Source organism: Paenibacillus sp. FSL P2-0136 (assembly GCF_037975325.1).
In the GTDB taxonomy this organism is placed as follows: Bacteria; Bacillota; Bacilli; order Paenibacillales; family Paenibacillaceae; genus Paenibacillus_AQ; species Paenibacillus_AQ silagei.
Window position 1 is genome coordinate 3,374,555 of sequence record NZ_CP150244.1, and the last position, 23,049, is coordinate 3,397,603.

The window sequence follows — 23,049 nt, forward strand, 5'->3', positions numbered from 1 at the left end:
ATCAAATCTGTACCGGAAGCTCAAATTGTTCCTTCAACCGCTTAATGTCGGCCCGCGGGGGAGCGCCAAACATACGGGAATATTCCCGGCTGAACTGTGAGGCGCTCTCGTAGCCGACCCGGAAGGCAACATCGGCTGCATCTGCAGACTCGGCTAATAACAGTCGGCGAGCCTCCTGCAGGCGCAGCTGCTTCTGGAACTGGATCGGGCTCATAGCCGTAACTTCCTTGAAGTTGCGGTGGAATGCCGAGACGCTCATATTGGCGATATCGGCCAGCTCGTCGATCCGCAGAGCCTGTTCGCTATGGCTGACAATCTGTTCAATTGCTTCCCTGATCCGGTAAGTGCTGCTGCCTTCCATGGCAATCTGGGCCAGCGTTACTCCATACGGTCCCTGCAGCAGTTTATACAGAATTTCCTTAGTATATAGAGGGGCAAGGAACGGGATGTCCTTGGGAGTATTGAGCAACCGCGCCAGACGGAGAAGCGCATCCAGCAGATCCGTGTCGATGTGTCCGACGAATAAAGCACGCCGGGCATTCTCCCGGGGGAGAATCTGCAGCTGCGATTCATGGAGGACCTCCAGAATCTGGTTTTGCGTGAATTCCATTTTGAAGCTTAAATAGGGAACCTCCGGGGACGCCTTAATCACTTGTCCCACTACCGGCAGGTTCATTGAAGCCACCAGGAAATCAGAAGAGGTATATACAAAATGCTCCTGGGCCAGCATAATCTCCTTCACGCCTTGGGTAATGAAGCAGAAACACGGGTTATATACCCGGTAAGCAGGCTCACTCGCCTGGGAGTAACGGATGAATTGCAGTGCAGGCACGGCCGTTTCATGAGCGCCGTCCCGGCCGGTATGCCGCTCAATCAGCCGGCACAGCTCAAGCTTTTGCGTTACGATAGCTTCAGTCACTTGAGAGCCTCCTTAGTTTCATATGGTTTCATTATAGGGCATATCCGGCGGGAGTGTTAATGAGAACGGTAGGATTAGGCAATCATTCGCGACTATTGTGATAACGCCAATCCATTATCTGTTGCACAATAAGAGAGACTGATATATACACTATTCTCAGGAAAGTAGGGAACAAGCGAATGGAATATACAAAAATGGGCAACACCGGCCTTGATGTCTCCAGACTGTGCCTGGGCTGTATGAGCTTTGGCGATGCCAAGCGCTGGGTGCACCCTTGGGTGCTGGATGAAGAACAGAGCCGGACGATGATCCGTACCGCACTGGACCTGGGCATTAATTTCTTCGATACGGCCAATGTCTATTCTGACGGCACGAGTGAAGAAATGCTCGGACGGGCTTTGAAGGACATGACTGCCAGGGATGAGGTGGTGATTGCGACCAAAGTATTCTTCCCTATGCGAACCGGACCGAACGGCGGGGGCTTGTCCCGCAAAGCAATTATGAGCGAGATCGACCACAGCCTGAAGCGGCTGGGAACTGATTACGTTGATCTGTACCAGATTCACCGCTGGGATTATACTACGCCGATTGAAGAAACGATGGAAGCCCTGCATGATGTGGTGAAGGCGGGAAAAGCCCGCTATATTGGCGCTTCCGCCATGTATGCCTGGCAGTTCCAGAAGGCGCTGCATGTTGCTGATATGAACGGCTGGACCCGGTTCGTCTCCATGCAGAACCATCTGAATCTCATCTATCGTGAAGAGGAACGTGAGATGCTCCCGCTCTGTAAGGAAGAGGGCATTGCGGTCATCCCCTACAGCCCCTTGGCTTCTGGCCGGCTAACCCGGGACTGGGTGGAATCTACGCTGCGCTCGGAAACGGATCAGGTACAGAGATCCAAATACGATGCTACAGCCGATAAGGACCGCCTGATTGTCGAGCAGGTAGCTGCCATTGCGGCGGAGCGCGGAGTTCCGCGCATCCATGTTGCACTGGCCTGGCTGCTGCAGAAACAGCCGGTCACTGCGCCGATTATCGGGGCGACGAAGCTGTCGCATATTACCGATGCGGTGGGAGCGTTATCCCTTCAGCTGACAGCTGAAGAGATTGCCCGGCTGGAAGAGCACTACGTGCCGCATGCTATCGTTGGTGCGCTTTGAAAATTTCCATTCAGTAGACAACTGAATCAGCTTCATCCATTGAGCGCGTGCCGGTATGATCCGGCATGCGCTTTTTGCTGGAGCAGGAAACAGCCCTGCTCAGGGAGAAACTAACAGGAAGCCGGGAAATGCTGCCGGAGCGTTTGATTAAGGATTTGACTGGAAGCTGGATGCACAGTGATGAACTGCTGGATTCATGGCGGCATCTGGCCGCAAGAGTATAGAGATTACCATGATTAGGAGTGATAATTGTGCTGTCAAAGATCAGCCTTGAAGGCGAATGGAAGCTGCAACTGGAAGAGAAGGGGCAAGGACTGGTGCTACCTTTTACCGATGTAATTATGCTGCCGGGAACTACCTCCTTCGCCCGTAAAGGGCCGAAGAATGAGGAGATTCTGGTAGGCGCTCTGACGGATGAATTCCGTTATGAAGGACCGGTCTGGTACTCCAGTGAAGTTGTGATTCCGGAAGAGCTGGCAGGTAAGCACTGCTGCTTATATCTGGAACGTACAAGGCTTACCACCCTCTGGCTGGACGGTCAGGAGATCGGCAGCCGCGACAGCTTGAATACTCCGCATGTATATGAGCTGCCGCAGCTGCAGCCCTGGAGTCATACGCTTACTATCCGGGTGGACAACACCGGCTATCCGACCAAAGGCGGGCATATGACCTCGCCGGACACCCAGACCAACTGGAACGGAATTACCGGGCGGATGGAGCTGCAGTTCTATGGGGAAGCCCGGATTAGCGGCATCCGGCTAAAGTCTGATCTGCCTGCACGTTCGGTGCAGATCTCGGCAACGCTGGAGAGCATGCAAGGTGCTACACTCGCGGTATCTGCTAATAGCTTCAATAGTGAGATAACACATTACGTAGAGGAACAGGAATATGTCATCGCACCGGGTCCGTTCACTATAGACTATGCACTGGGTCCCGATGCGCTGCTGTGGAGTGAATTCGCTCCCCATCTGTATACTGTCAGCCTTGTTCTCAAGGGCAGCGATGGCATTACCGTGGACCGGCAGGAGGTGATCTTTGGGCTTAAGTCATTCCGGGCTGAGGGGGACAAGTTCACCATTAATGGGGAAAAGACTTTTCTGCGCGGCAAGCATGACGGCCTGATCTTCCCGCTCATCGGCTATGCTCCTACAGACGCCCGAGAGTGGGTGCGGATTCTGGGTATTGCGAAGTCCTACGGCATTAACCACTACCGCTTCCATACCTGCTGTCCGCCGGAAGCAGCCTTCACCGCTGCCGATCTGCTCGGGATCTACATGCAGCCGGAGCTGCCGTTCTGGGGAACCATTACTGTAGATACCGATGAAGGGCATAATCAGGCAGAGCAGGACTATCTGATCAGCGAAGGATACGCTATCCTGCGGGAATTCGGCAATCATCCTTCCTTCGTCATGATGTCGCTAGGCAATGAGTTATGGGGCAACAAGGAGCGGATTGATTCATTCCTTGCCGATTATAAAGCGTTCGATGACCGTCCGCTCTACACCCAAGGCTCGAATAACCATCAATGGGTGCCGGAGGTGCTGGAGCATGACGATTTCTTCAGCGGTGTGCGCTTCACCCGGGACAGGCTGTTCAGAGGCTCCTATGCCATGTGCGATGCTCCGCTTGGCCATGTCCAGACTTCGCTTCCAAGTACAATGAAGGATTACGACGATCAGATTATTCCGCCGGGCTTCGGGAATGGTGAAGGAGTGTCCGTCGAGGCAGGCGGCGAGATCCTGATCCAGTACGGTACCGAATCCAAGGCTGTACAATCCGGCAGTGAGTCCGGTGAATGGATACCACAGGTTCCGGTAATCTCGCATGAGATTGGACAATATGCAACGTTTCCGAATTTTGCGGAAATTGAGAAATATACCGGTTCGCTCAAAGCGGAGAATTTCATTATCTTCCGGGAACGGCTGGAGAGCAAGGGGCTTGGCCATCTGGCCGATGCATACTTCAAAAGCTCAGGCCAGCTCGCTGTCGCTTGCTACAAGGAAGAGCTTGAGGCTGTCTTCCGTTCCCGCCGGTTAGCGGGGTTCCAGCTTCTGGATCTCCAGGATTTCAGCGGCCAGGGTACAGCATTGGTAGGTGTTCTGGATGCCTTCATGGATTCCAAGGGGCTGATCAGCCCGGAAGAGTGGCGGACCTTCTGTAATGATGCCGTGCTGCTGGCAAGATTCCCTAAATACAACTACGGCGCCGGGGAGACCTTCGAGGCCCATGTGGAGCTGAGTTGCTTCCGCAGCGGCATGCCGGATGCCATTGAGCTGCACTGGGAGCTTGCGGTTGAAGGGGGAGCCCGGACAACGGGCTCAGCCGGAGCCTTTATTCCTGCCGGAACCCATTACATTGACATTTGTGATCTGGCGATTGAGCTTCCTGCGGTTGACCGGATGAGCCGTGCGGAGCTGGCGCTTCGGGTCCAAGGAACCGATATCCGCAAAAGCTACGACTTGTGGATATATCCTGAGCAGAGGGATAACCCGCTTGAAGCTGAAGGCATCCATGTGTTCACAGAGCTGTCTGAGGAGGCAGTCTCCCTGCTGGAGCAAGGCGGCAACGTGCTGCTGATGCCGGAGCCGGAGTCGGTTCAGAACGGAATCGAAGGCTATTATTGCACGGATTTCTGGTGCTACCCGATGTTCCGCTCGATCTCGGAGAGCATGAACCGGCCGGTTCCCATCGGTACGATGGGCCTGCTGATCGATAACGGGCATCCGGTGCTGCGCGATTTCCCGAGTGAAGCGCATTCCACCTACCCGTGGTGGACTATCGCCCAGCATTCCAAATCGCTTATCATGGATGAGGCGGACCGCAGCTGGAATCCCATCGTACAGACCATCGATAATTTCGAGCGTAATCACAAGCTAAGTTTCCTCACAGAGTGCAGCGTAGGTAACGGTAATCTGCTGCTGTGTGTACTGGATGCCGCTAAGGTGAGCCGGACCACTGAAGGCAGACAATTCTTGACCAGCATAGCCGGTTATATGAATTCTGCTGATTTCCAGCCGCAATACCAGGCAACCATTGAAGAGCTTCGGGCATTGATTCGTTAAAAGACTGGGTAGAGCTGTCCCACAGCCGTGAAGCGGCTGGTTGGGGCAGCTCTTTAGAATGCGAAAGCCTCGTTTGAAGCTAATATTCGGAGATAGGTGTATTCCGTGCAATTAAAACTAGCAAAAAGGAAGGCATTCTGCTTCTAACTGTAGTTTGTACAACTAAAATTGCCCGAATGAGCGAAAACCCGGCTGTGAGGGAATTTTAAATGTACCTTCTACAACTAAACATACTATCGGTAGAAAATCGGATGCTTTAGCTGTACAGATTGCAATTAAGCCCAACTGTGTACCTTTACCAGACGCTCGGCAAACCCTCAGCTTGTAGTGGGTTAATGTGTTAATGGGTTATTGTATTACTCGCAAGGCTAAATCTGCTACCTCCCTAGTTTCCCGAATATACTCCAGGAACCTTCTGGAGGCGGGGGACAGATAATGGTCCCGCCGCCATTGCAGGCCCACCTCCCATTCCCAGCCCGGTTCCTGGATGGGAATCCAGACCAGGCCGTCAAGCATCAGTCCGAGCGTCTGCGGAAGTACGGAGACGCCGAGCCCGGCTTTGATGAAGCCGGCCACAGTAATCAAATCCTCAGCGTCATAGGTGGAGGCCAGCTCGAAATTAGTATTTTGGAAGAGGGAGGTGATTGTGCTCTTGAGTCCGCAATTCGTCTTCAGTCCGACAAACGGCTCACCCGACAGCTCGAACAGACTCAATGAGGAGCGCGAGGCGAACCGGTGGGAACTGGAGACCACAATATAAATCGGTAATCTGCGAAACACCATCCATTCCTTATTCTCCGCCGTAGTCTCTCTGGACGTAATCAGCATATCCGAGGTCCCGTTATCCAGCGCTTCGTCGATATCCCCGTGATTCCCCTGATACAGATCAAACCGCACCTTCGGATGGTCTGCCTGATAGTCTCTGATAAGCGATGGAATCAGGTCCACGCCAAGAATATTCAGATAAGACAGATGAACGGTTCCGCTCTCCGCATTGGCCGACTCCTCAATCTCCCGCACACCATTCCCGATACTGCGCAGCGCTTCTTCGACCCGTGAACTGAACATAACCCCATAGCGGTTCAACTGGACATTGCGGCCCTTACGCTCGAATAAAGGAACCCCCAGTTCGCTTTCCAGTTTGGAAATCGCATGGCTCAAGGCAGGCTGCGTAATTCGCAGCGCTTTGGACGCTGAGGTCATATGCTCAAGCCGGGCTACGGTCAGAAAGTACTCCAATTGTGTAAGCTCCATGCAGACAGCCTCCTTTATATATTAATATTATTCATGATTTTAATGAAAATAATAAATTAGACGCTCATATTAATCAAGTCTAATATATACATATAGACCTTAGGGCGGCTGGACTTCCAGCCTATCCTGAGGAATCCCTATTGAAATGAGGCTGTAACGATGGCTGTAACTTATGCTAGCCCGCTGACAGAATACGAAGGTAAAAGAATCTTGGTAACAGGCGGTACCAAGGGAATGGGACAGGCAATCGCTGCCCGATTCACAGCGGCAGGCGCTGAAGTTATGACTACTGCCCGGACACTTCCGACGGAAGGGCCCGCTTCGGATTTGTTCGTCCAGGCCGATCTGTCCACGCCCGAAGGCGTGGAGCGAGTCATTGCCGCAGTCAAGGCCCGGTTCGGGCGGATCGACATTCTGGTGAATAACGCTGGCGGCAGCTCAACACCAGCGGGGGGATTTCTCGCAGCATCCGATGAACACTGGATGGATGCGCTGAATCTGAACCTGCTGGCAGCTGTGCGGCTGGACCGGGGGCTGATCCCGCTCATGCTGGAGCAGGGCAAGGGAGTCATCATCCACATCTCTTCCATTCAAAGAGTGCTGCCGCTGATCGAATCGACCATCCCCTATGCAGCCGCCAAAGCTGCGTTAAGCAGTTACAGCAAGAGCTTATCTAAGGAATTCTCTCCGAAGGGCATCCGGGTGAACCGGGTTGCGCCGGGCTTCATTCAAACCACAGCAAGCGAGGACTTCCTAAAGAGTATTGCGGAGGTAACCGGCAGTGTGGAAAGTGCGCTGCAGTCCGTAATGGACGCGCTGGGCGGCATTCCCATCGGACGTCCCGGCTTCCCCGAGGAGGTGGGTGAGCTGGTAGCCTTCCTCGCTTCCGACCGCGCAGCCTCCATTACGGGTGCCGAGTACGTGATTGACGGGGGAACCGTACCTACGGTGTAAGTTGAAGCTTCACGGTTTAGCTCTGCCTAAACTAACCTCTACTATTAGGACAGTCCGTTAAGCCATTCATTGGCTGAGCGGGCTGTTCCTTTTTCTTTTATTTGTTTTGGAACTATTAAGAAGGTTTTACAAACGAAAGGCAAAAAGAAGCGGAGGGGAAATTTGGAACTGGAGGAGCGAATGCGACCGCCTTTGTGTTTGGATTTCTACCGCGAAAAGCGGTTTCAATCAGGAAATCCAAACACAACAGCGGCCGGAAGTCCAAATGTTCACCGCAGCGACGACCAAGCTTCGAGTTATAATGTCAGTTGTAATAATTCTTTATCTTTTCTTTAGATTTGGTTTAGACTGGATTAAGAATGGCAGGCTATAGTTACAAAGAGTGCGGCTTGCATGACAAGATAGAGGGGGATTCACCATGTATACCATTCTCATAGCCGATGACGAATCGGAGATTGTTGAGCTTCTGCAGCTGTATCTGGAGAAGGAATATAACATTTTGACGGCAGAGAACGGAATCGAAGCCTTGAAGCTGATGCAGAATAACAAGATTGACCTGGCGATACTGGACATTATGATGCCGGGGATGGACGGGCTGCAGCTGCTGAAGCGGATTCGGGAGCATGAGCATTTCCCCGTACTGTTTCTGTCCGCCAAGAGCCAGTATCATGACAAAATCCTGGGTCTGGAGCTTGGTGCGGATGACTATATCGCTAAGCCTTTTAATCCGCTGGAAATTGTGGCGCGTGCCGGGGCCATGCTGCGGCGGGTGCATCAGTTCGATGCCAAGGCACCGGAGGAGGAGAAGCCAAGTGAGCAGATCGTGCTCGGCAGGCTGACGCTGGACCGGAGTACCTGTCAGGTTGAGGTAGCCGGGGAGGCCGTCGCTCTGACCTCTACCGAATATAAAATCCTGGAGCTGCTGATGCAGCAGCCGGGCCGTGTTTTTACACGCAAGAAGATCTATGAGACCGTCTGGGAAGATTTCTACGTCTATGAGGACAACAGCATTATGGTGCACATCAGCAACATCCGCGACAAGATCGAACGAGATTCCAAGAGACCGGAATACCTGAAGACGATCAGGGGATTGGGGTACAAAATTGAAGCACCCGTGGAAAAGTAGAGATAACCGCCCGCTGCAGACGTCGCTGACCATCGACTTCCTGCTGTTCAACTGCATGCTGCTGATGCTGGTGTTAGTGGTCTATCTATTCGTACAAAAGGATATTGCTGAGGTTATCCGTGAGCAAATGACGCCTGACCCCAATCTGTCTGTGGAAGCCGGGGCGTACCGGGAGGAGCTGGGCCAAGGGCCGGAGAGTGAGCGTCTGCTGAAGAGCGGAGGCTGGCTGGAGCTGCTGGATTCCGGCAAGCGGGTGATCCGTGTTGTTGGCGAGAAGCAGGATGAGATTCAGGTTTATGACGAGGACAGCCTGTTTCAGGGACTGGAGAACCGCAGCGACCAGCCCTTTTATTATTCTATTACGAGCGTAACGGAGCAGGATAGCGGGGCAGCCTGGATGTTGCTTAAGATTCCCCGCGATGTAATCAATGTCTCTATTAACAACGAGTTTCTGGTCTCCTATCTGAATCATTCGGTGTTCTTTTATGTATTCCTGGTCAGCGGGTTGATTCTGCTGCTGATTTTTGTATACAGCTATTGGGTCTCCAGACGGATCAAGAAGCCGCTGCGGGTGCTGAATCTAGGCTTGAACCGTATGATGGAAGGGCATTACAATACCCGAATCGCTCTGTATGCAGAGACCGAGTTCCTGCGGATCGGTCACAGCTTCAACTACATGGCTGATGTGATTGAGAAGACCACCGAGGAGAAGCGTCTCGCCGAGAAAAGCAAGCAGCGGCTGATGGTCGATCTGTCGCATGACCTGAAGACCCCGATTACCAGCATCCAGGGATACGCGCAGGCGCTTATCGAAGGACGCGTTACCGACCCGGAGCGGCAGACGAAATATTTGAATTACATCTACACCAAGTCCGTGCAGGTCACGAAGCTCATTACGCATATGCTGGATCTGCTTAAGCTAGACTCACCGGATTTCATCCTGCGGATAGAGCGCCTTGAGCTGGGCGACCATCTGCGGGAGATTATTGCTGATACCTACGGCGAGATTGAGCAAAAAGAATTCGAGCTTCACCTGCAGGTGCCCGAAGAAGAGGTCTATGCCCGTTATGATCCAGAGCTGTTCGCCAGTGTTATTAATAATCTGATCGGCAATGCGCTGGCCTATAATCCGGAAGGGACGCGCATCCGGGTATCCGTGATTCCCGAGGATACACAGATCAGGATCGAGATTGCGGACAATGGAGTCGGCATTCCGAAGGAGCTGTGGACTACGATCTTTGATCCGTTTGTGCGGGGAGATGAAGCCCGGACAACGGCAAGCGGGGGTACCGGTCTGGGCTTGTCCATTGCCAAGAAGAACGTAGAGAAGATGGAGGGCACGCTGCTACTGGAGAGTAGGGAAGGGGAACCGACGGTATTTGTGATCCGTATTCCGAAGTAGCGAACGGCTGAAGGAATACAGATAAGTGATTTTATATAGAGGAAATAATTAACTTCTTGTCGAATGTACTGATCTGGAAGATTCCGGCACCTTGCCGGGACACCTAACTTACATCGGGGGAAGGAATTAGAACATCTATGAAAAAACTTGCATTACTGCTCACCACTCTGCTGCTTGCGCTCGGACTGGTCTATCCGGGAGGCGCCGGACAGGCAGCGGCCGCAACCGCACCGGTGTACACGGAAATTGCTACGTTTGTCGAAGGCAACCTGCTTATTTCGCCAGCCAAATCTGTACTCGTGAATGGCTCTGCCTATGTTCCGGTTAAGCTGGCCGGACAGATTCCGGGCTTTAACTTGGCGGCAGATGCTACTGGCGTAACGCTCACAGGCAGCAAAGGAAGCACCAAGCTGAACAAGGACAACTCTATTTTGTACAAAAGCACCAATTACGTAGCCTTCAAAACCCTGCTCAAGCTCGGAGCGATTGACGGCAAATATGCCTCCAGCGCCATAGCGTTGTTCGTTTGGAGTACAGAGGACGGCATGAATAAGAGCAACAGTATGCTCTACGCAATCAGCAAGCTGCCTGGAACGATGGGCATTGTGCTTGGCAAAAAGGTCTATTTATATGGACATCCGGGAAGCCATTGGGTGAAAAGTGTACAGTACGTTGATGACAACAACCAGAACTTTGTGATGCAAAATGAAGCCGGAACCGAGTGGGTTCTGGACTTGAACGATTTTGTGGACAATACTATGTACACCATGGAGAATATTGATTATTTGAAGTATTACTATAATGGACTAACGGTGTGGACCCGGAACGCCATGATTACCGATAGTCCGTTCAAGAACTTTGAGAAAGCAACCATCGCCAATTTCCGCCCGAACCCGGCCAATGGTAATTTAGAAATGATCATCCGCCGGGCCAACGGGCAGGAGGTTCCGCTCAAGATTGAACCTCGTGATGACCCTAGTGAGTATGTCGAAGAGGTACTGTTTTTCAAGAATCCGCAAACGAAGTTCAAGATCAGCGATAAAATGTGGTCAGCCATCCGTGAAGAGCGGGCGGTCAGCGGCATGACGATCACAGAGCTTCTGCTCTCCTGGGGAGACCCGGACGAAGTTTATGACGGGTATGTAGTGTACGGCCACCAATACGTCTATTTTATCAATGATAAGGTCTTCTCTATAGTTAATCTTTAATTCTTAGCATCTCCAGGCTTGCTTAAGGAATTCTTAGAGTTCCTTGGGCAGGCTCTTTTTTTCATGTATAATAAATGCACTGGAACCAGCTATTCTTTTACACTCTAGGAGGACATTATGCAGCTCATTCAACCCCAAGCTATTCAGAACCGGATCGACGATTTCGTCTCTGAGGATCTATATATCCATCTTGAACTTACAAACGGAGCCTATGCCAGCCATTTCGACAGCTCCCGTGCTCCGGGCTCGGTGTTCATCAGCAATGCCGAGATCCGTTACACGAACGGCTCCATCTCAGGGACAGGACCCTACCGGGTGGGCTTGAAGACAGAGAAGGGCTGGATCTATGCAGAAGGCCTGACCCATGTGGATGAGCAGGATAACGAGCGGCTGATTCTGGCCGGACATGACAGTATGGGCAAGCTGATCGTGGCGTTGCAGCTTAGCCGGAGCCCTTTTTAATGATACTGGAGGAGTAAGCAGACATGAATAATAAATCTATGGACCATACGAGAATCCTGGTGGTACTTCCCCATCCTGACGATGAAGCCTACTTCGTATCCGGGACGCTGGCGATGTATATCGCAGCAGGTGCAGAGGTGACCTATGCCTGTCTGACACTGGGAGAGATGGGCCGGAATATGGGCGTTCCGCTCATTGCGAACCGCACGACCTTGCCAGCCATCCGCCAAGCGGAGCTCGAAGCTTCCTGTAAGGCCATTGGAATTCAAGACCTGAGGATGCTGGGCTTCCATGACAAAATGATTGAGTTCGAAGACCCGGCGCTTCTGGATCAGCGGATGGAATCGCTCGTGAAGGAGCTTACCCCGTCGCTGGTTATTACGTTCTACCCCGGATATAGCGTGCACCCGGATCATGATGCCACTGGTGCTGCGGTGATCCGTACAATGGCCCGGCTGCCCGCAGCGGAACGTCCGGTTGTACATAGTGTCGCCTTCTCGAACGGCCATCAGCAGCGGATTGGAGCAGCCGATGTAGTCATCGATGTAACGCCTTTTATCACTGTCAAAATCAACTCCATTCTGGCGCACCGCACCCAGTTCCAGGAGGATAAAGTGCTTGGTAGCCTTCTGCCAACTGATCCAGTAATCTGCGGCAAGTACGGTATGGAACGCTTCTGGACCTACCGGTTCCCAGAATGCAAGGAACAGCCGGAGGAAGCGGCATTGTGCTGCAATTAAGAATGGAGGCGTAAAGATGACAGAACAACGGGTATACATCCGCTACCCTGAGGCGGGAGATGCCACGGAGCTGACGGGGATGTATTTACGTAACCGTGAATTTTTTGAAGAACATTCACCGGAGATCAGCGGGGATTTCTATACTGAGGAGTACCAGCGGGACAAGCTTGCGCAGTATGAAGAGTTCAGGGCAGCGGATGAGAGATACGACTTCCTGGTCATTCACAAGGCTGACCGCCGGATTATCGGTACTGTCAGTCTGTCTTTTGTGGTGCGGGGACCGCTGCAGAGCTGTATGATCGGGTACAGTCTGGACAAGGACTATAACGGAAAAGGCTATATGACGGAGGCGGTGCAGCAGGTCGTGCGCTATGCCTTCGAGGAGCTGAAGTTCCACCGGATTACTGGGGAAGCCTCACCGGATAATCCCGGCTCCATCCGTGTGCTGGAGAATGCAGGCTTCCATAAGGAAGGCATTGCCCGGCTGAATGTGAAGATCCGCGGGGTGTGGAAGGACCACCAGATTCTCGCGATTATCAACCCGGCCGATATCAGTTAACGGAGTTAACACTAACAGATTAGTAGCTTAAATATTAACATTGTGGAGGATCACCAATGAGCCAGCGTTTACGAATTACCCGTTCCATGCAGGAAGAGAATGCAGAGCAGGCGCTAGCCTTAGAGGAATGCAAGCAATACTTTGCCGATAAATCCGGCTTCAGCTATTCCGGGGTCTACACCGTACAAGGTGCAGAGAGCACGATGTCGATTGATGGAGATTTTTTCATGTGGAGCCATGAGGGGACGGAGTATCCGTTCCGTCTGTATATGGGCGATCTGTACGTTGCCTTGTCAACGGAGGCTATTGTACCCGTGATCCTTGAGATTGCCACGGACCTGCGGGCCGATGTGGTTGAGGGGTAGGCTGAGTAAAGTTCGGATTAAGCTGTTTTTTACACATTCTGTATGCTCCCCGGATGTTATATTGATCCAGTACATATAAGAACTGGGGGAACCAGAATGAATACATATCAGAGCAGAGTACAAGAGCTTCACACGATGCTGACCCGCTTTATGGAGAATGGACCGTTTACCGGATTGCAGGTGGGGATCGTTAGTGAGGACAAGATTCTTTTTACAGGAGAGTATGGCAGCGCTAATGTGTCTACAGAGGAGCCAGTGGTTAACAGCACTCTTTTTCACCAGGCATCCGTCTCCAAGACCTTTGTAGTTACGGCTGTGATGCAATTGGCAGAGCGTGGGCAGGTAGAGCTGGACTCACCTATAGTGAGCTATCTTCCGTATTTCAAAATGAATGATGAACGCTATCATCAGATTACGGTCAGACAATTGTTGAATCACACCTCCGGGATGCCGGATGAGGAGGATTATGCCTGGGACCGGCCTGAATATGATGAAGAGAGTCTTGAGAGGTATGTCAGAGGAATCTGCCATCTCGGCCTGCTGAGTGATCCGGGTACTCATTTTGCATACAGTAATATCGCTTATGAAATTCTTGGAGATCTGATTGCCAAGGTTAGCGGCCTCAGCTTCGAGGAGTATATGCGGCAGCATCTTCTGGAGCCTGCTGGGATGAGCACGAGTTCTTTTCTGAAAATGGAGGTTGAACAGGTGCTGGCTGCGCCCCATGTGCTGAGGAGCTCTGCAGGGTACGGGCCATACGTTAGTGAAGTGTTCCCATACAATAGAGCGCATGCTCCCAGCTCCACACTGTATACCAATGCGCAAGAGATGTGCCAATATATGCTGATGCAGCTCGGTCAGGGCAAAGCTAAGGATAGATATAACGCCTTACAGCCCGGCAGTTATGATCAGATGTGGAACCCTACTATGGCTACAGGCTGGGGGCCGGAGCATGAAGCTGTGGGGCTGGGCTGGTTCCTGGGCCACTATAATGGCTCACGGATACTCTCGCATTCCGGCTGGGATACCGGATTCCTTAGTGAGCTTATTCTACTGCCGGATGAGAATCTCGGCATCTCTGTAATGACCAACTGTGACCATGTGTGGCTGGGCAGTGTGACCCGTCCTATTCTGGATCTGCTGCTGGGCATGGAGGTCCGCCAGCTTAAGCAGTCGATGGTGCATCATCTTGCCAAGACCGTTGTCACGAGCGGCGCAGGTGAGGCCATTAACGAATACCAGCGTATCCGGCGCTTAGAGCAGGATAAGTATTATGAAGCGGATTTTGAATTTATGCGGATTGCTGATATCTTAAGTTATGGCGGCCACCGGGAGGGAGCAATACGCATTCTTACCTGCGCTGCTACAATATACCCGGACAGTGAAGCCGTTGCAGGCAAGCTGCAGCAGCTTTTGGACGAAGCCTAGATTTTTCAGTGGGGTAAGACCCGTCTTCCAAGCGCTCCCTAGCGGTCATCAAGACTGTGATGGGAGTCTTTAGTCTTGCGGGAACGCCGCCGGGACATGAACAGCAGACACAGGGCAATCACGGTGAGGATCATTCCCAGCAGCCGGAATCCGCTGAAGCTGAACTGGTCGCCCATAATGATTCCGATGAGCAGGGAGGAGAGGATCGTCCCGAAATATCTGGAGGTGCTGAATAAGCCGGAGGTTACCCCGATGATCTCTTTTGGCGAGTGGTTGAACAAGGCGGCTTGCATGGCGACGTTGTTCAGTCCGTTGCTGATTCCGAAGGCAGCCAGGGCCAGGATGATGCTGATTACAGGCGATGCCGGATTCAGCATCACGATCCATAGCGACCCGATGGTCATGAGGATTGCCGAACCTGCCTGTGCGGGCCGGGGCCCTGAGGCATTGATCCATCTTCCGGCGATTGGAGAAACGGCGAGTGAGCATAGACCCAGACTTAACATCAGAAGCCCGGTGTGGAATTCACTGACTTGACGAACGAGCTGCAAATAAGATGGAAGACCGAAGAAGACGGAATAAAATAATAGATTAACCAGCATGAATTCGACATTGACACGGATCAGCCCGGGATACCCGGCGAAGGTACGCAGAGGAATGAAGGGCATGGCTGTTCTTAACTCATGCCTTACGAAGACCGCAAGCAGGATGAACCCGGACAGGCCGATGATTACATTGAATAGGGAGACATGACCGGAGGACTTGGCCGACAGCATCTGCGCAAGTACAGCCACCAGCCCCACAGTGAACAGCAGGATTCCAGGCACATCCATCCGGCTCATCCATTGCCGCAAGGACGGCTTGGGTAATAAGGCTGCGGATGGTTTATCTTGCGGGATGGTTCTCCAGGCTAACAGGAAGCTCGCCATTACAAACGGCAGGTTGATGTAGAAAATGGAAGACCAGCCCCACACATGGATCAAGACCCCGCCGATGAACGGTCCTGCCGCTGCCGCTCCTGATGTAAACATCGACAGCACGGATAGAGCAGAGGCTTGCTTGTCTGTAATATTCACCCGGATGATAGCCATCCCTACAGCCACCACCATACTGGTTCCGATAGATTGGATAATCCGCAGAACAACGAGTCCCCCGAAGCCCGGAGACCAAGGGGCGAGCAAGGAGGCTGCGAAGACGATTACCAGTCCGGCCAGGAATATTCTCCTGCGGCCGAAGATATCGCTGGCTCTGCCCATGACAGGCTGGGCAACAGCGCTGCCAATATAGAACGAGAAAATGATCCAGGAAACCACAGTGAACTCAAGCCCGAACACATGCTGTAACCTGGGAATCGCCACAGCTACCATCGAAGAGTTAAGCGGGTTAAGCATGATTCCCAGCCCAACGGATATCATTAACCACCAGTTGCGTGCATTCATTGTTATTCCCCCTCAAGTGCTGTACAGTTATCGTACAGGATATGAGTTATTTACTCCAACGCATTTCATGTTATGATTTCATAGACTTGAGGGAATGAATGGAGGCGGGATATGGAACTTCTTCAATTGCAGTATTTCATCGCAGTTGCCCGCCTGGAGCATATGACCGAGGCTGCACACAGGCTGCATGTTACCCAATCCTCACTGAGCAAGACCATTCAGCGGCTTGAGGAGGATCTCGGAGTTCCATTGTTCGACCGGAGTGGGAGGAAGCTGCGGTTGAACGAGCCGGGACGCCGATTTCTTCAACGTGCAGAGAAGGCGCTGTTCGAATTGGAGCAGGGGAGGCAGGAGCTTAAAGACCTGTCCAGCCTGGAGTCCAGCAACCTTGAGTTAGCGGTAACCACCGCGAGTACCTTGCCCGGTATTCTCCGGGAGTTTCGCCTCAAGCTGCCGGACATCCATTTTCACGTACAAATGCTGCCCATGCAGGAGATGATTCCCCTTCTTCAGAGGGGAGAAGTTGATTTCTGCTTGTCCTCTCCTCCGGTCAAAGGGGAAGAGCTGGAATGTCAGGTGGTCTGTAACGATCACATCTACCTTGCCGTTCCAGCCGCTCACCCTCTGGCGGACCGCAAGAGCCTCGCCTTGATAGAGCTTAAGGATGAGTGGTTTGTGGGTGTCAAACAAGGTTACGGGATTCGAGATTTGGTGGATTCCGTCTGCCAGGCTTCAGGATTCCTGCCACGCTATGTGTATGAGGGAGACGAACCGGCCCGCTTGATTGACCTGGTGGAGGCCGGAATCGGCTTAGCCTTCATCCCGGGTACGGCGAGGAATGCGCAGGATCATATCCGTCTGATTCCGCTGGAAGACGAGGGACTGGTCAGGGAAATCGCCTTGTTATGGCATAAGAACCGCTATATTTCACAGGCGGGCCTGATTTTCCGCGAGGTTGTTATCGAATATTTCGCTAAGCTATAATGTCACCGGGAGGAATGAACCTATGAACGACACACAGATTACAGAACACAAGCGCATACTGGTGGTGTTCCCGCATCCTGACGATGAGGCTTTTACAGCGGCTGGCACACTGGCGAAGTATATTGAGCAAGGCTCAGAAGTAACCTATGCCTGCCTGACGCTTGGCGAGATGGGCCGGAATATGGGGATTCCTCCATTCGCGAACCGGGTAACCTTACCGGAGATCCGCCGGGAGGAGCTGCGTGCTTCCTGTCAAGCTATCGGGATACAGGACTTAAGAATGATGGGCTTCCACGATAAAATGATCGAATTCGACGACCCGCGCCTGCTGGAGGATACAATACTTTCCCTGCTTCGGGAGCTGACGCCGTCCCTAGTGATTACTTTCTATCCCGGCTACAGCGTGCATCCGGATCACGATGCCACCGGAGCGGCGGTCATCCGGGCAGTCCACCGCCTGCCTGCCGCTGATCGGCCGGTTGTCCACTGTTGCGCCTTCTCCATCGGCCATGAGGAGCATATCGGACTATCGGATGTGCATGTCGATGTCACCGCATACTTGGACAAGAAGATGGCTTCTATCCAGGCACACCGTTCGCAATTCCAAGCGGCGGAGCTTGTCGGCAATCAGGTGCTGACGGCGGAGGAGATTCAGCTCCGCTTCGGGCAGGAAGCCTTCTGGACCTACCCCATGAACACACAACACTAAGAGAAGGCAGGAATCACCTATGAATCTAATGAATCAAAAAGATAGAATGCTTGCAGGATTACCCTATAAAGCGTGGCTGGACGGATTAACCGAAGAGCGGACAGCCGCCAGGCTGCTGGTTCACCAGCTCAATTCACTTTCTCCAGACGCTCATGAGGAGAGAGACGGGCTGATCCGCAAGCTTTTCGGCAAGACGGGGGAGCTTGTGCATATTGAGACTCCCTTCCGCTGCGATTATGGATCGAATATCACTGTAGGTAATAATTTCTATGCCAATTTCAACTGTACGATTCTCGATGTAGGCAAGGTGGTCATCGGCGAGAATGTCATGTTCGCTCCGAATGTATCACTTTACACAGCCGGACATCCTGTCCATCCCGATTCCCGGAATTCAGGCTATGAATACGGGATTGCCATCACCATCGGCAACAATGTGTGGATCGGCGGCAATGTCATTGTGAATCCGGGGGTAACCATCGGGAATAATGTAGTTATCGGAGCGGGGAGCGTAGTGACCAAGGATATCCCGGATAATGTGATCGCCGTAGGCAGCCCGTGCAGAATTGTCCGTGAGATCACGGAGGAAGACCGGAAATTCTATTACAAGGATAGAGAGTTTGACGTCACGGACTACGTGTAGAATCGCTGCTATACCGTCCTTAAGGGACAGGATTCGTTCTATATTAACACATAAGTAGCCCTCAGCGGCCCATGCACCCCGACGACAAGCTTCATTTCGATATCGGCGGAATTGGAGGGACCGGAGATGAAGTTAATCGATGAACCCACCGGTTCCCCGTCCTGAATTCTCCGGTTAAGCGCTGCGGCGGCATCCGTGGAGCGGAGCACCAGCTTCTCACGTTCAACCACCGCAATATAATGGGCAGGCAGGAAATGGAGCGCCCGTCCCTGATCGGGGCGGCTCTCCAGAACAACCGTTCCAGATTCCGCAAGTGCACAGTCGGCGAAGACTATGGCTGTATTCGCCGATTCAGCACGCCTGATATTCTCCGCCCGTCCCGCAGCTTCTTCCCATACGGCAGCATCCGGGAAAGCCAGCCCGTACTCCCTGAACCGGGGATCACCGGAAGTCATCACGTTCCCGCCGCCATTTGCCTCTAACAGATCATCTAACGTTCTCTGCAGCAGCTCCCGTGTCGATTCAATTACCTGGGTGTGGATGAAGAAGCACTGTTCCTTAAGAATCTCCACCAGATCGTCCGTAGTAAGCGCGCCGTAGCTGTCAGGAATGAACTCCCGGATTGCAGGACGCTGAACCTCAGTCCTCCGTTCCCGGCCCAGCTTGGAGGCAATCGTATTCAGAAAAGCCTCCTTATTCGTGTTCATCTTCATATTTGTATTCGTGGATGATGTCATTGCTTTGCTCCTCCTTTGCGCTTCTCCAGCCATGCCCGGAAGCTGTCCTTCTGCCTGACGGGCTGCTTTAGGTCGCGGGAACGAATCCAGCCCTGAAGCAAGGCCGGTCCTCTTACAATACGGCCCTGCTTGCTCATCATCCGGCTTGCAGAGTGGGCGAACCGCAGGGTTTTGCCGAACAGGGCAGGGGAAGAGAGCAGCTTGCTGGCGGCTTTCATCTGGATACGGTCTGCGGTGCCGGTTCTTTTTTGTTCCACCATCTTCTGGCGGTGCACGATGAGCTGCTCATGCAGCGGGATGCGCACCGGACAGACATCCGTACAGGCGCCGCACAGACTGGAGGCAAAGGGAAGTTCCTTGTAGTCATCATAACCGCCAAGCAGCGGGGTAATGACCGCCCCAATCGGCCCCGGATAGATCGATCCGTAAGCATGGCCGCCGATATGGCGGTAGATCGGGCAGACGTTCAGACATGCACCGCAGCGGATACACTGCAGCGCTTCGTTGAATTCACTTCCGAGAATATCGGACCGCCCGTTATCGACGACTACCAGATGGAATTCCTCAGGGCCGTCTGTCTCACCTGCGGAGGACGGTCCCATTACCGTAATATAGCTGGTCAGTTTCTGTCCGACGGCGCTGCGGCAGAGCAGATTATCCAGTACCTCCATCTCCTCCAGAGTCGGCACAATCCGCTCCATGCCCATTACCGCGATATGCGTCTTGGGAATGGCAGCCGTAAGATCGCCATTGCCCTCATTGGTGACGAGATTAATCGCTCCGAGATTGGCTATGGCGAAGTTGCAGCCTGTGATTCCGACCTCCGCTTCCAGGAACTTCTGGCGCAGGACGGTGCGGGCGAACCCGGCCAGCTTCTCCGGCGTCTCATCGCCGGTATATCCAAGCTTCTCCGCGAAGACGCGCCTGACCTGCTCCCGGTCTTTATGCAGAGCGGGGGCTACGATATGGGAGGGAGGGTCCCAGTCATCCATCTGCAGGATATATTCTCCAAGATCCGTCTCCGTCAGCTCACAGCCTGCTTCAAGCAGAACGCGGTTCAGCTCTATTTCTTCCGTGACCATGGATTTCGATTTGACGATCTTCGTGGCTTGTTTGCGCACAATAACATCCCGGATATAAGAGCTGGCTTCTTCTTTGGTCGCTGCAAAATAGATATGCCCGCCCTGTCGCTCAATATTTCCGGCAAGCTGCTCCAGATAATAATCCAGATTCTCCAGAGTGTGCTGGCGGATAAGCTGGCCTACATTCCGCCACTGCTCCCAGTCACCGAGCGCAGTGGCCGCAGACAGACGTCTTGTCTTGAGACTGTCCTGCGCCGAACCCACGGCACTGCGCATGAAGGAATCCCCAAGGCCATCCGTCGTCCGTTCGTTGAAATTACGTGAATCCGTCTGCAGGCTCAAGTCCGGCTTCCCCCTTTGCTAACTACAGGCTGATGTTGATTCAATACCTCTGCAATATGCATGATCCGTACAGGCTCACCCTTACGTGACAGGCGTCCCCCGATATTCAGCAGACAGCCCATGTCTGCACTGATTAGAATATCCGCTCCCGTATCCATGACACAGCCGCATTTCTCATCCACCATCTGCTCCGAGATTTCAGGCATCTTCACCGCAAAGGTTCCACCGAACCCGCAGCAGTTATCGCTGTTCTTGAGCGGCTCAAGCTTCAGTCCCTTCACCTGCTCCAGCAGCTGGAAGGGGGTTTCCTTCTCTCCGAGAAGTCTGGTCATATGACAGGAACGATGGTAGGTTGCGGTGCCTTCGAGAGTTGCACCCACATCGGTCACCCCCAGTACTTTGACAATGAATTGGGTCAGCTCGTAGGATTTCTCTTTTAGAGCAACCGCTTTCAATTCCCAATCGGGGTCACCGCTGAAGATCTTCGGATATTCATGAAACATAGCAATGCAGGAGCCGGAGGGACCTACGACATAATCCGAAGCCTCGAAGGCCAGCATCATGTTCTGCATAGCAAGCTTGGATTCTTGCAGATAACCGCTATTGTAAGTGGGCTGGCCGCAGCAGACCTGTGATGCGGGATAATCGATCTCGCAGCCAAGCCGCTCCAGGACCTCCACCATGGCAATCCCGACATTCGGGCTCATTAGGTCTACCAAACAAGTAGAAAAAATACTGATTCGCACTCCTACCCCTCCCATCAATGAAAACCTATGTTCACAGCTTAACTCAACAAGTCAATGAAAAACAACACAAAAACAAATAAAAAATGTGAAACTTATTGACAATAAATATTGATAGCGTTTACACTATGATTGGGTAATTGGACAAATGGAATAATCTACCTTGAGGGGGAGAAACAGTGACCAAGCATTTGATGTATATCGACGGCCAATTTACGGAATCCGAAGGCAAAGAGTGGATGGATGTTACCAATCCGGCAACCGATGAAGTGATCTCACAGGTTCCCAAGGCTACAAGGAATGATGTCATACGTGCCATTGATGCAGCAGAGCAGGCCCAGGCAGCGTGGGAGGAGACTCCGGCGGTAGAGCGCGGCAAGTATTTGCATGCGATTGCTGACGGTATTCGGGCAGAGGCGGACAGCATCTCCAGGCTGATCTCGGAGGAAGTCGGCAAGACCCTGGAATTATCCACCGTAGAGGTTCATTTCACTGCGGATTATTTGGACTATATGGCGGAATGGGCACGGCGTTATGAAGGGGAGATCGTGCAGAGCGACCGTGATAATGAGCATATTTTTGTATTCAAAAGAGCGATTGGTGTCACCACAGGCATTCTGCCCTGGAACTTCCCGTTCTTCCTGATCGCGAGAAAAATGGCCCCGGCGCTCATCACCGGCAACACGATTGTCGTGAAGCCCAGCGCGGAATCTCCGAACAATGCCATGGCGTTCAGCCGGATCGTGGATCAGTCCGGATTGCCTAAGGGGGTATTCAACCTTATTACTGGCAGAGGCGCGGAAGTGGGCAATGAGCTGTCCAGTAATGCCAAGGTAGGCATGGTTAGTCTTACCGGCAGCGTACCGGCAGGGCAGAAGGTTATGGAGGCAGCGGCTGAGAATATCATCAAGGTCAGCCTGGAACTGGGCGGCAAAGCGCCTGCCATCGTCATGAAGGATGCCGATCTGGAGCTGGCTGTTCAGGCGATTGTGGCTTCCCGGGTCATTAATACAGGGCAGGTCTGCAACTGTGCGGAGCGTGTCTATGTCCATGAAGATATTAAGGAGGAGTTCACTACGCGGCTGGTTGAAGCGATGAAGGCCGTGAAGTACGGAGACCCGCTCAAGGACACAGACATCCAGATGGGACCGCTCATCAACAAGACCGCGCAGGAATCGGTACAGCAGAAGGTGGACCGGGCTGTTCAAGAAGGGGCTAAGATTGCCCTGGGCGGTAAAAAGGTAGAAGGAACCGGCAGCTTCTTCGAGCCGACAGTAATCACAGACGCTACGAATGAGATGGAGATTGTGCAGGATGAAATTTTCGGTCCGGTCATTCCAGTCATTTCATTCTCTACCATGGATGAGGCGATTGCTCTTGCCAATGACAGTGAATTTGGCTTAACCTCATCGCTGTACACCCAGAATCTGAATGTCGCCATGAAAGTAATCAAGCGGCTGAAATACGGAGAGACGTACATCAACCGCGAGAATTTCGAAGCGATGCAGGGCTTCCATGCAGGCTGGAGAAAATCCGGCATCGGCGGCGCTGACGGCAAGCACGGCTTGAACGAATACCTCCAGACGCATGTCGTCTACTTGCAATATGACAAGTCGGTTAACTGAATGACCTCATAATGTAAGTATATAAGCAAAAAGAGAAATGCTCCCATGCAGTTTGGGGGCATTTTTTGCGTGTGAATATAAGAAGTTGTAGGTTCATCCGCAATTGAGC

At 52.6% G+C, this 23,049-nt stretch carries 22 protein-coding genes; 16 read left to right on the forward strand and 6 right to left on the reverse strand.

The features are described from left to right. Nucleotide 1: 1 nt before the first annotated feature. Nucleotides 2-919 carry an AraC family transcriptional regulator gene (locus NYE26_RS14120; protein WP_339256662.1) on the reverse strand — a complete coding sequence of 306 codons (918 nt, stop codon included), beginning with the start codon at nucleotides 917-919 and terminating at the stop codon, nucleotides 2-4. A gap of 179 nt (nucleotides 920-1,098) precedes the next feature. Between NYE26_RS14120 and NYE26_RS14125 the strand changes: the two genes are divergently transcribed. The 3 genes from NYE26_RS14125 to NYE26_RS14135 all read left to right on the forward strand — a co-directional run bounded on the left by NYE26_RS14125 (nucleotide 1,099) and on the right by NYE26_RS14135 (nucleotide 5,141). Continuing rightward, complete coding sequence (locus NYE26_RS14125) at nucleotides 1,099-2,079, forward strand: aldo/keto reductase (protein WP_339256664.1); 981 nt, start codon at nucleotides 1,099-1,101, stop codon at nucleotides 2,077-2,079. A gap of 65 nt (nucleotides 2,080-2,144) precedes the next feature. Next, on the forward strand, nucleotides 2,145-2,303 hold the full coding sequence (locus NYE26_RS14130) for a hypothetical protein (protein WP_339256666.1): 159 nt from the start codon (nucleotides 2,145-2,147) through the stop codon (nucleotides 2,301-2,303). A gap of 27 nt (nucleotides 2,304-2,330) precedes the next feature. Next, on the forward strand, nucleotides 2,331-5,141 hold the full coding sequence (locus NYE26_RS14135; RefSeq protein WP_339256668.1) for a beta-glucuronidase: 2,811 nt from the start codon (nucleotides 2,331-2,333) through the stop codon (nucleotides 5,139-5,141). A gap of 348 nt (nucleotides 5,142-5,489) precedes the next feature. On the opposite strand, the gene NYE26_RS14140 is transcribed toward NYE26_RS14135, so the two are convergent. Then, nucleotides 5,490-6,395: a LysR family transcriptional regulator gene (locus tag NYE26_RS14140; protein WP_339256670.1), complete on the reverse strand. Its 906-nt coding sequence runs from the start codon at nucleotides 6,393-6,395 to the stop codon at nucleotides 5,490-5,492. Nucleotides 6,396-6,554: 159 nt separating this feature from the next. Between NYE26_RS14140 and NYE26_RS14145 the strand changes: the two genes are divergently transcribed. The 9 genes from NYE26_RS14145 to NYE26_RS14185 all read left to right on the forward strand — a co-directional run bounded on the left by NYE26_RS14145 (nucleotide 6,555) and on the right by NYE26_RS14185 (nucleotide 14,639). Continuing rightward, nucleotides 6,555-7,349: an SDR family oxidoreductase gene (locus NYE26_RS14145; RefSeq protein ID WP_209870641.1), complete on the forward strand. Its 795-nt coding sequence runs from the start codon at nucleotides 6,555-6,557 to the stop codon at nucleotides 7,347-7,349. 418 nt (nucleotides 7,350-7,767) lie between these two features. Next, nucleotides 7,768-8,475, forward strand: coding sequence for a response regulator transcription factor (locus tag NYE26_RS14150; protein ID WP_076075611.1), 708 nt, complete (start codon nucleotides 7,768-7,770; stop codon nucleotides 8,473-8,475). Further along, a complete protein-coding gene (locus NYE26_RS14155) occupies nucleotides 8,453-9,877 on the forward strand; it encodes a HAMP domain-containing sensor histidine kinase (protein WP_339256673.1) in 1,425 nt (474 codons plus the stop codon). Before NYE26_RS14150 ends, NYE26_RS14155 begins: the two co-directional genes overlap by 23 nt. A gap of 137 nt (nucleotides 9,878-10,014) precedes the next feature. Next, the gene (locus tag NYE26_RS14160; protein WP_339256675.1) at nucleotides 10,015-11,085 is read left to right on the forward strand and encodes a hypothetical protein; all 1,071 of its coding nucleotides are present in this window, start codon (nucleotides 10,015-10,017) and stop codon (nucleotides 11,083-11,085) included. A gap of 117 nt (nucleotides 11,086-11,202) precedes the next feature. Next, on the forward strand, nucleotides 11,203-11,547 hold the full coding sequence (locus NYE26_RS14165) for a YojF family protein (protein WP_036728435.1): 345 nt from the start codon (nucleotides 11,203-11,205) through the stop codon (nucleotides 11,545-11,547). Nucleotides 11,548-11,570: 23 nt separating this feature from the next. After that, nucleotides 11,571-12,287: a bacillithiol biosynthesis deacetylase BshB2 gene (gene bshB2, locus NYE26_RS14170; protein ID WP_339256677.1), complete on the forward strand. Its 717-nt coding sequence runs from the start codon at nucleotides 11,571-11,573 to the stop codon at nucleotides 12,285-12,287. Between the two features lie 16 nt (nucleotides 12,288-12,303). Then, nucleotides 12,304-12,846 carry a GNAT family protein gene (locus tag NYE26_RS14175; RefSeq protein ID WP_209870647.1) on the forward strand — a complete coding sequence of 181 codons (543 nt, stop codon included), beginning with the start codon at nucleotides 12,304-12,306 and terminating at the stop codon, nucleotides 12,844-12,846. 56 nt (nucleotides 12,847-12,902) lie between these two features. After that, nucleotides 12,903-13,211 (forward strand): hypothetical protein, encoded by a 309-nt coding sequence (locus NYE26_RS14180; protein WP_339256680.1) that lies wholly within the window; start codon nucleotides 12,903-12,905, stop codon nucleotides 13,209-13,211. A 96-nt stretch (nucleotides 13,212-13,307) separates the two neighbouring features. Further along, nucleotides 13,308-14,639 carry a serine hydrolase domain-containing protein gene (locus NYE26_RS14185; protein ID WP_339256682.1) on the forward strand — a complete coding sequence of 444 codons (1,332 nt, stop codon included), beginning with the start codon at nucleotides 13,308-13,310 and terminating at the stop codon, nucleotides 14,637-14,639. Between the two features lie 38 nt (nucleotides 14,640-14,677). On the opposite strand, the gene NYE26_RS14190 is transcribed toward NYE26_RS14185, so the two are convergent. Beyond that, on the reverse strand, nucleotides 14,678-16,078 hold the full coding sequence (locus NYE26_RS14190) for an MFS transporter (RefSeq protein WP_339256684.1): 1,401 nt from the start codon (nucleotides 16,076-16,078) through the stop codon (nucleotides 14,678-14,680). 111 nt (nucleotides 16,079-16,189) lie between these two features. Here NYE26_RS14190 and NYE26_RS14195 point away from each other — a divergent pair, with 111 nt between their 5' ends. Genes NYE26_RS14195 through NYE26_RS14205 form a run of 3 tightly spaced genes read left to right on the forward strand, consistent with a single transcriptional unit; the run spans nucleotide 16,190 to nucleotide 18,411 of the window. Continuing rightward, nucleotides 16,190-17,062 carry a LysR family transcriptional regulator gene (locus NYE26_RS14195; RefSeq protein ID WP_339256686.1) on the forward strand — a complete coding sequence of 291 codons (873 nt, stop codon included), beginning with the start codon at nucleotides 16,190-16,192 and terminating at the stop codon, nucleotides 17,060-17,062. A 22-nt stretch (nucleotides 17,063-17,084) separates the two neighbouring features. Beyond that, nucleotides 17,085-17,771, forward strand: a complete 687-nt coding sequence (gene bshB2 / locus NYE26_RS14200; RefSeq protein ID WP_339256688.1) for a bacillithiol biosynthesis deacetylase BshB2 — start codon at nucleotides 17,085-17,087, stop codon at nucleotides 17,769-17,771. A 28-nt stretch (nucleotides 17,772-17,799) separates the two neighbouring features. Beyond that, nucleotides 17,800-18,411, forward strand: coding sequence for a sugar O-acetyltransferase (locus NYE26_RS14205; RefSeq protein WP_339256690.1), 612 nt, complete (start codon nucleotides 17,800-17,802; stop codon nucleotides 18,409-18,411). 38 nt (nucleotides 18,412-18,449) lie between these two features. Here NYE26_RS14205 and NYE26_RS14210 read toward each other — a convergent pair whose 3' ends face one another. The 3 genes from NYE26_RS14210 to NYE26_RS14220 are packed head-to-tail and all read right to left on the reverse strand — an operon-like array spanning nucleotide 18,450 to nucleotide 21,318. Then, complete coding sequence (locus NYE26_RS14210) at nucleotides 18,450-19,148, reverse strand: lactate utilization protein C (RefSeq protein ID WP_339256692.1); 699 nt, start codon at nucleotides 19,146-19,148, stop codon at nucleotides 18,450-18,452. Then, nucleotides 19,145-20,572, reverse strand: coding sequence for a LutB/LldF family L-lactate oxidation iron-sulfur protein (locus tag NYE26_RS14215; RefSeq protein ID WP_339256694.1), 1,428 nt, complete (start codon nucleotides 20,570-20,572; stop codon nucleotides 19,145-19,147). The genes NYE26_RS14210 and NYE26_RS14215 overlap by 4 nt, the downstream gene beginning before the upstream one ends. After that, entirely contained in the window at nucleotides 20,569-21,318 is a 750-nt protein-coding gene (locus tag NYE26_RS14220) for a (Fe-S)-binding protein (protein WP_339256696.1), read from the reverse strand. Before NYE26_RS14220 ends, NYE26_RS14215 begins: the two co-directional genes overlap by 4 nt. Nucleotides 21,319-21,494: 176 nt before the next feature. Between NYE26_RS14220 and aldA the strand changes: the two genes are divergently transcribed. Continuing rightward, nucleotides 21,495-22,940: an aldehyde dehydrogenase gene (gene aldA, locus NYE26_RS14225; protein ID WP_339256698.1), complete on the forward strand. Its 1,446-nt coding sequence runs from the start codon at nucleotides 21,495-21,497 to the stop codon at nucleotides 22,938-22,940. Nucleotides 22,941-23,049 lie beyond the last annotated feature (109 nt).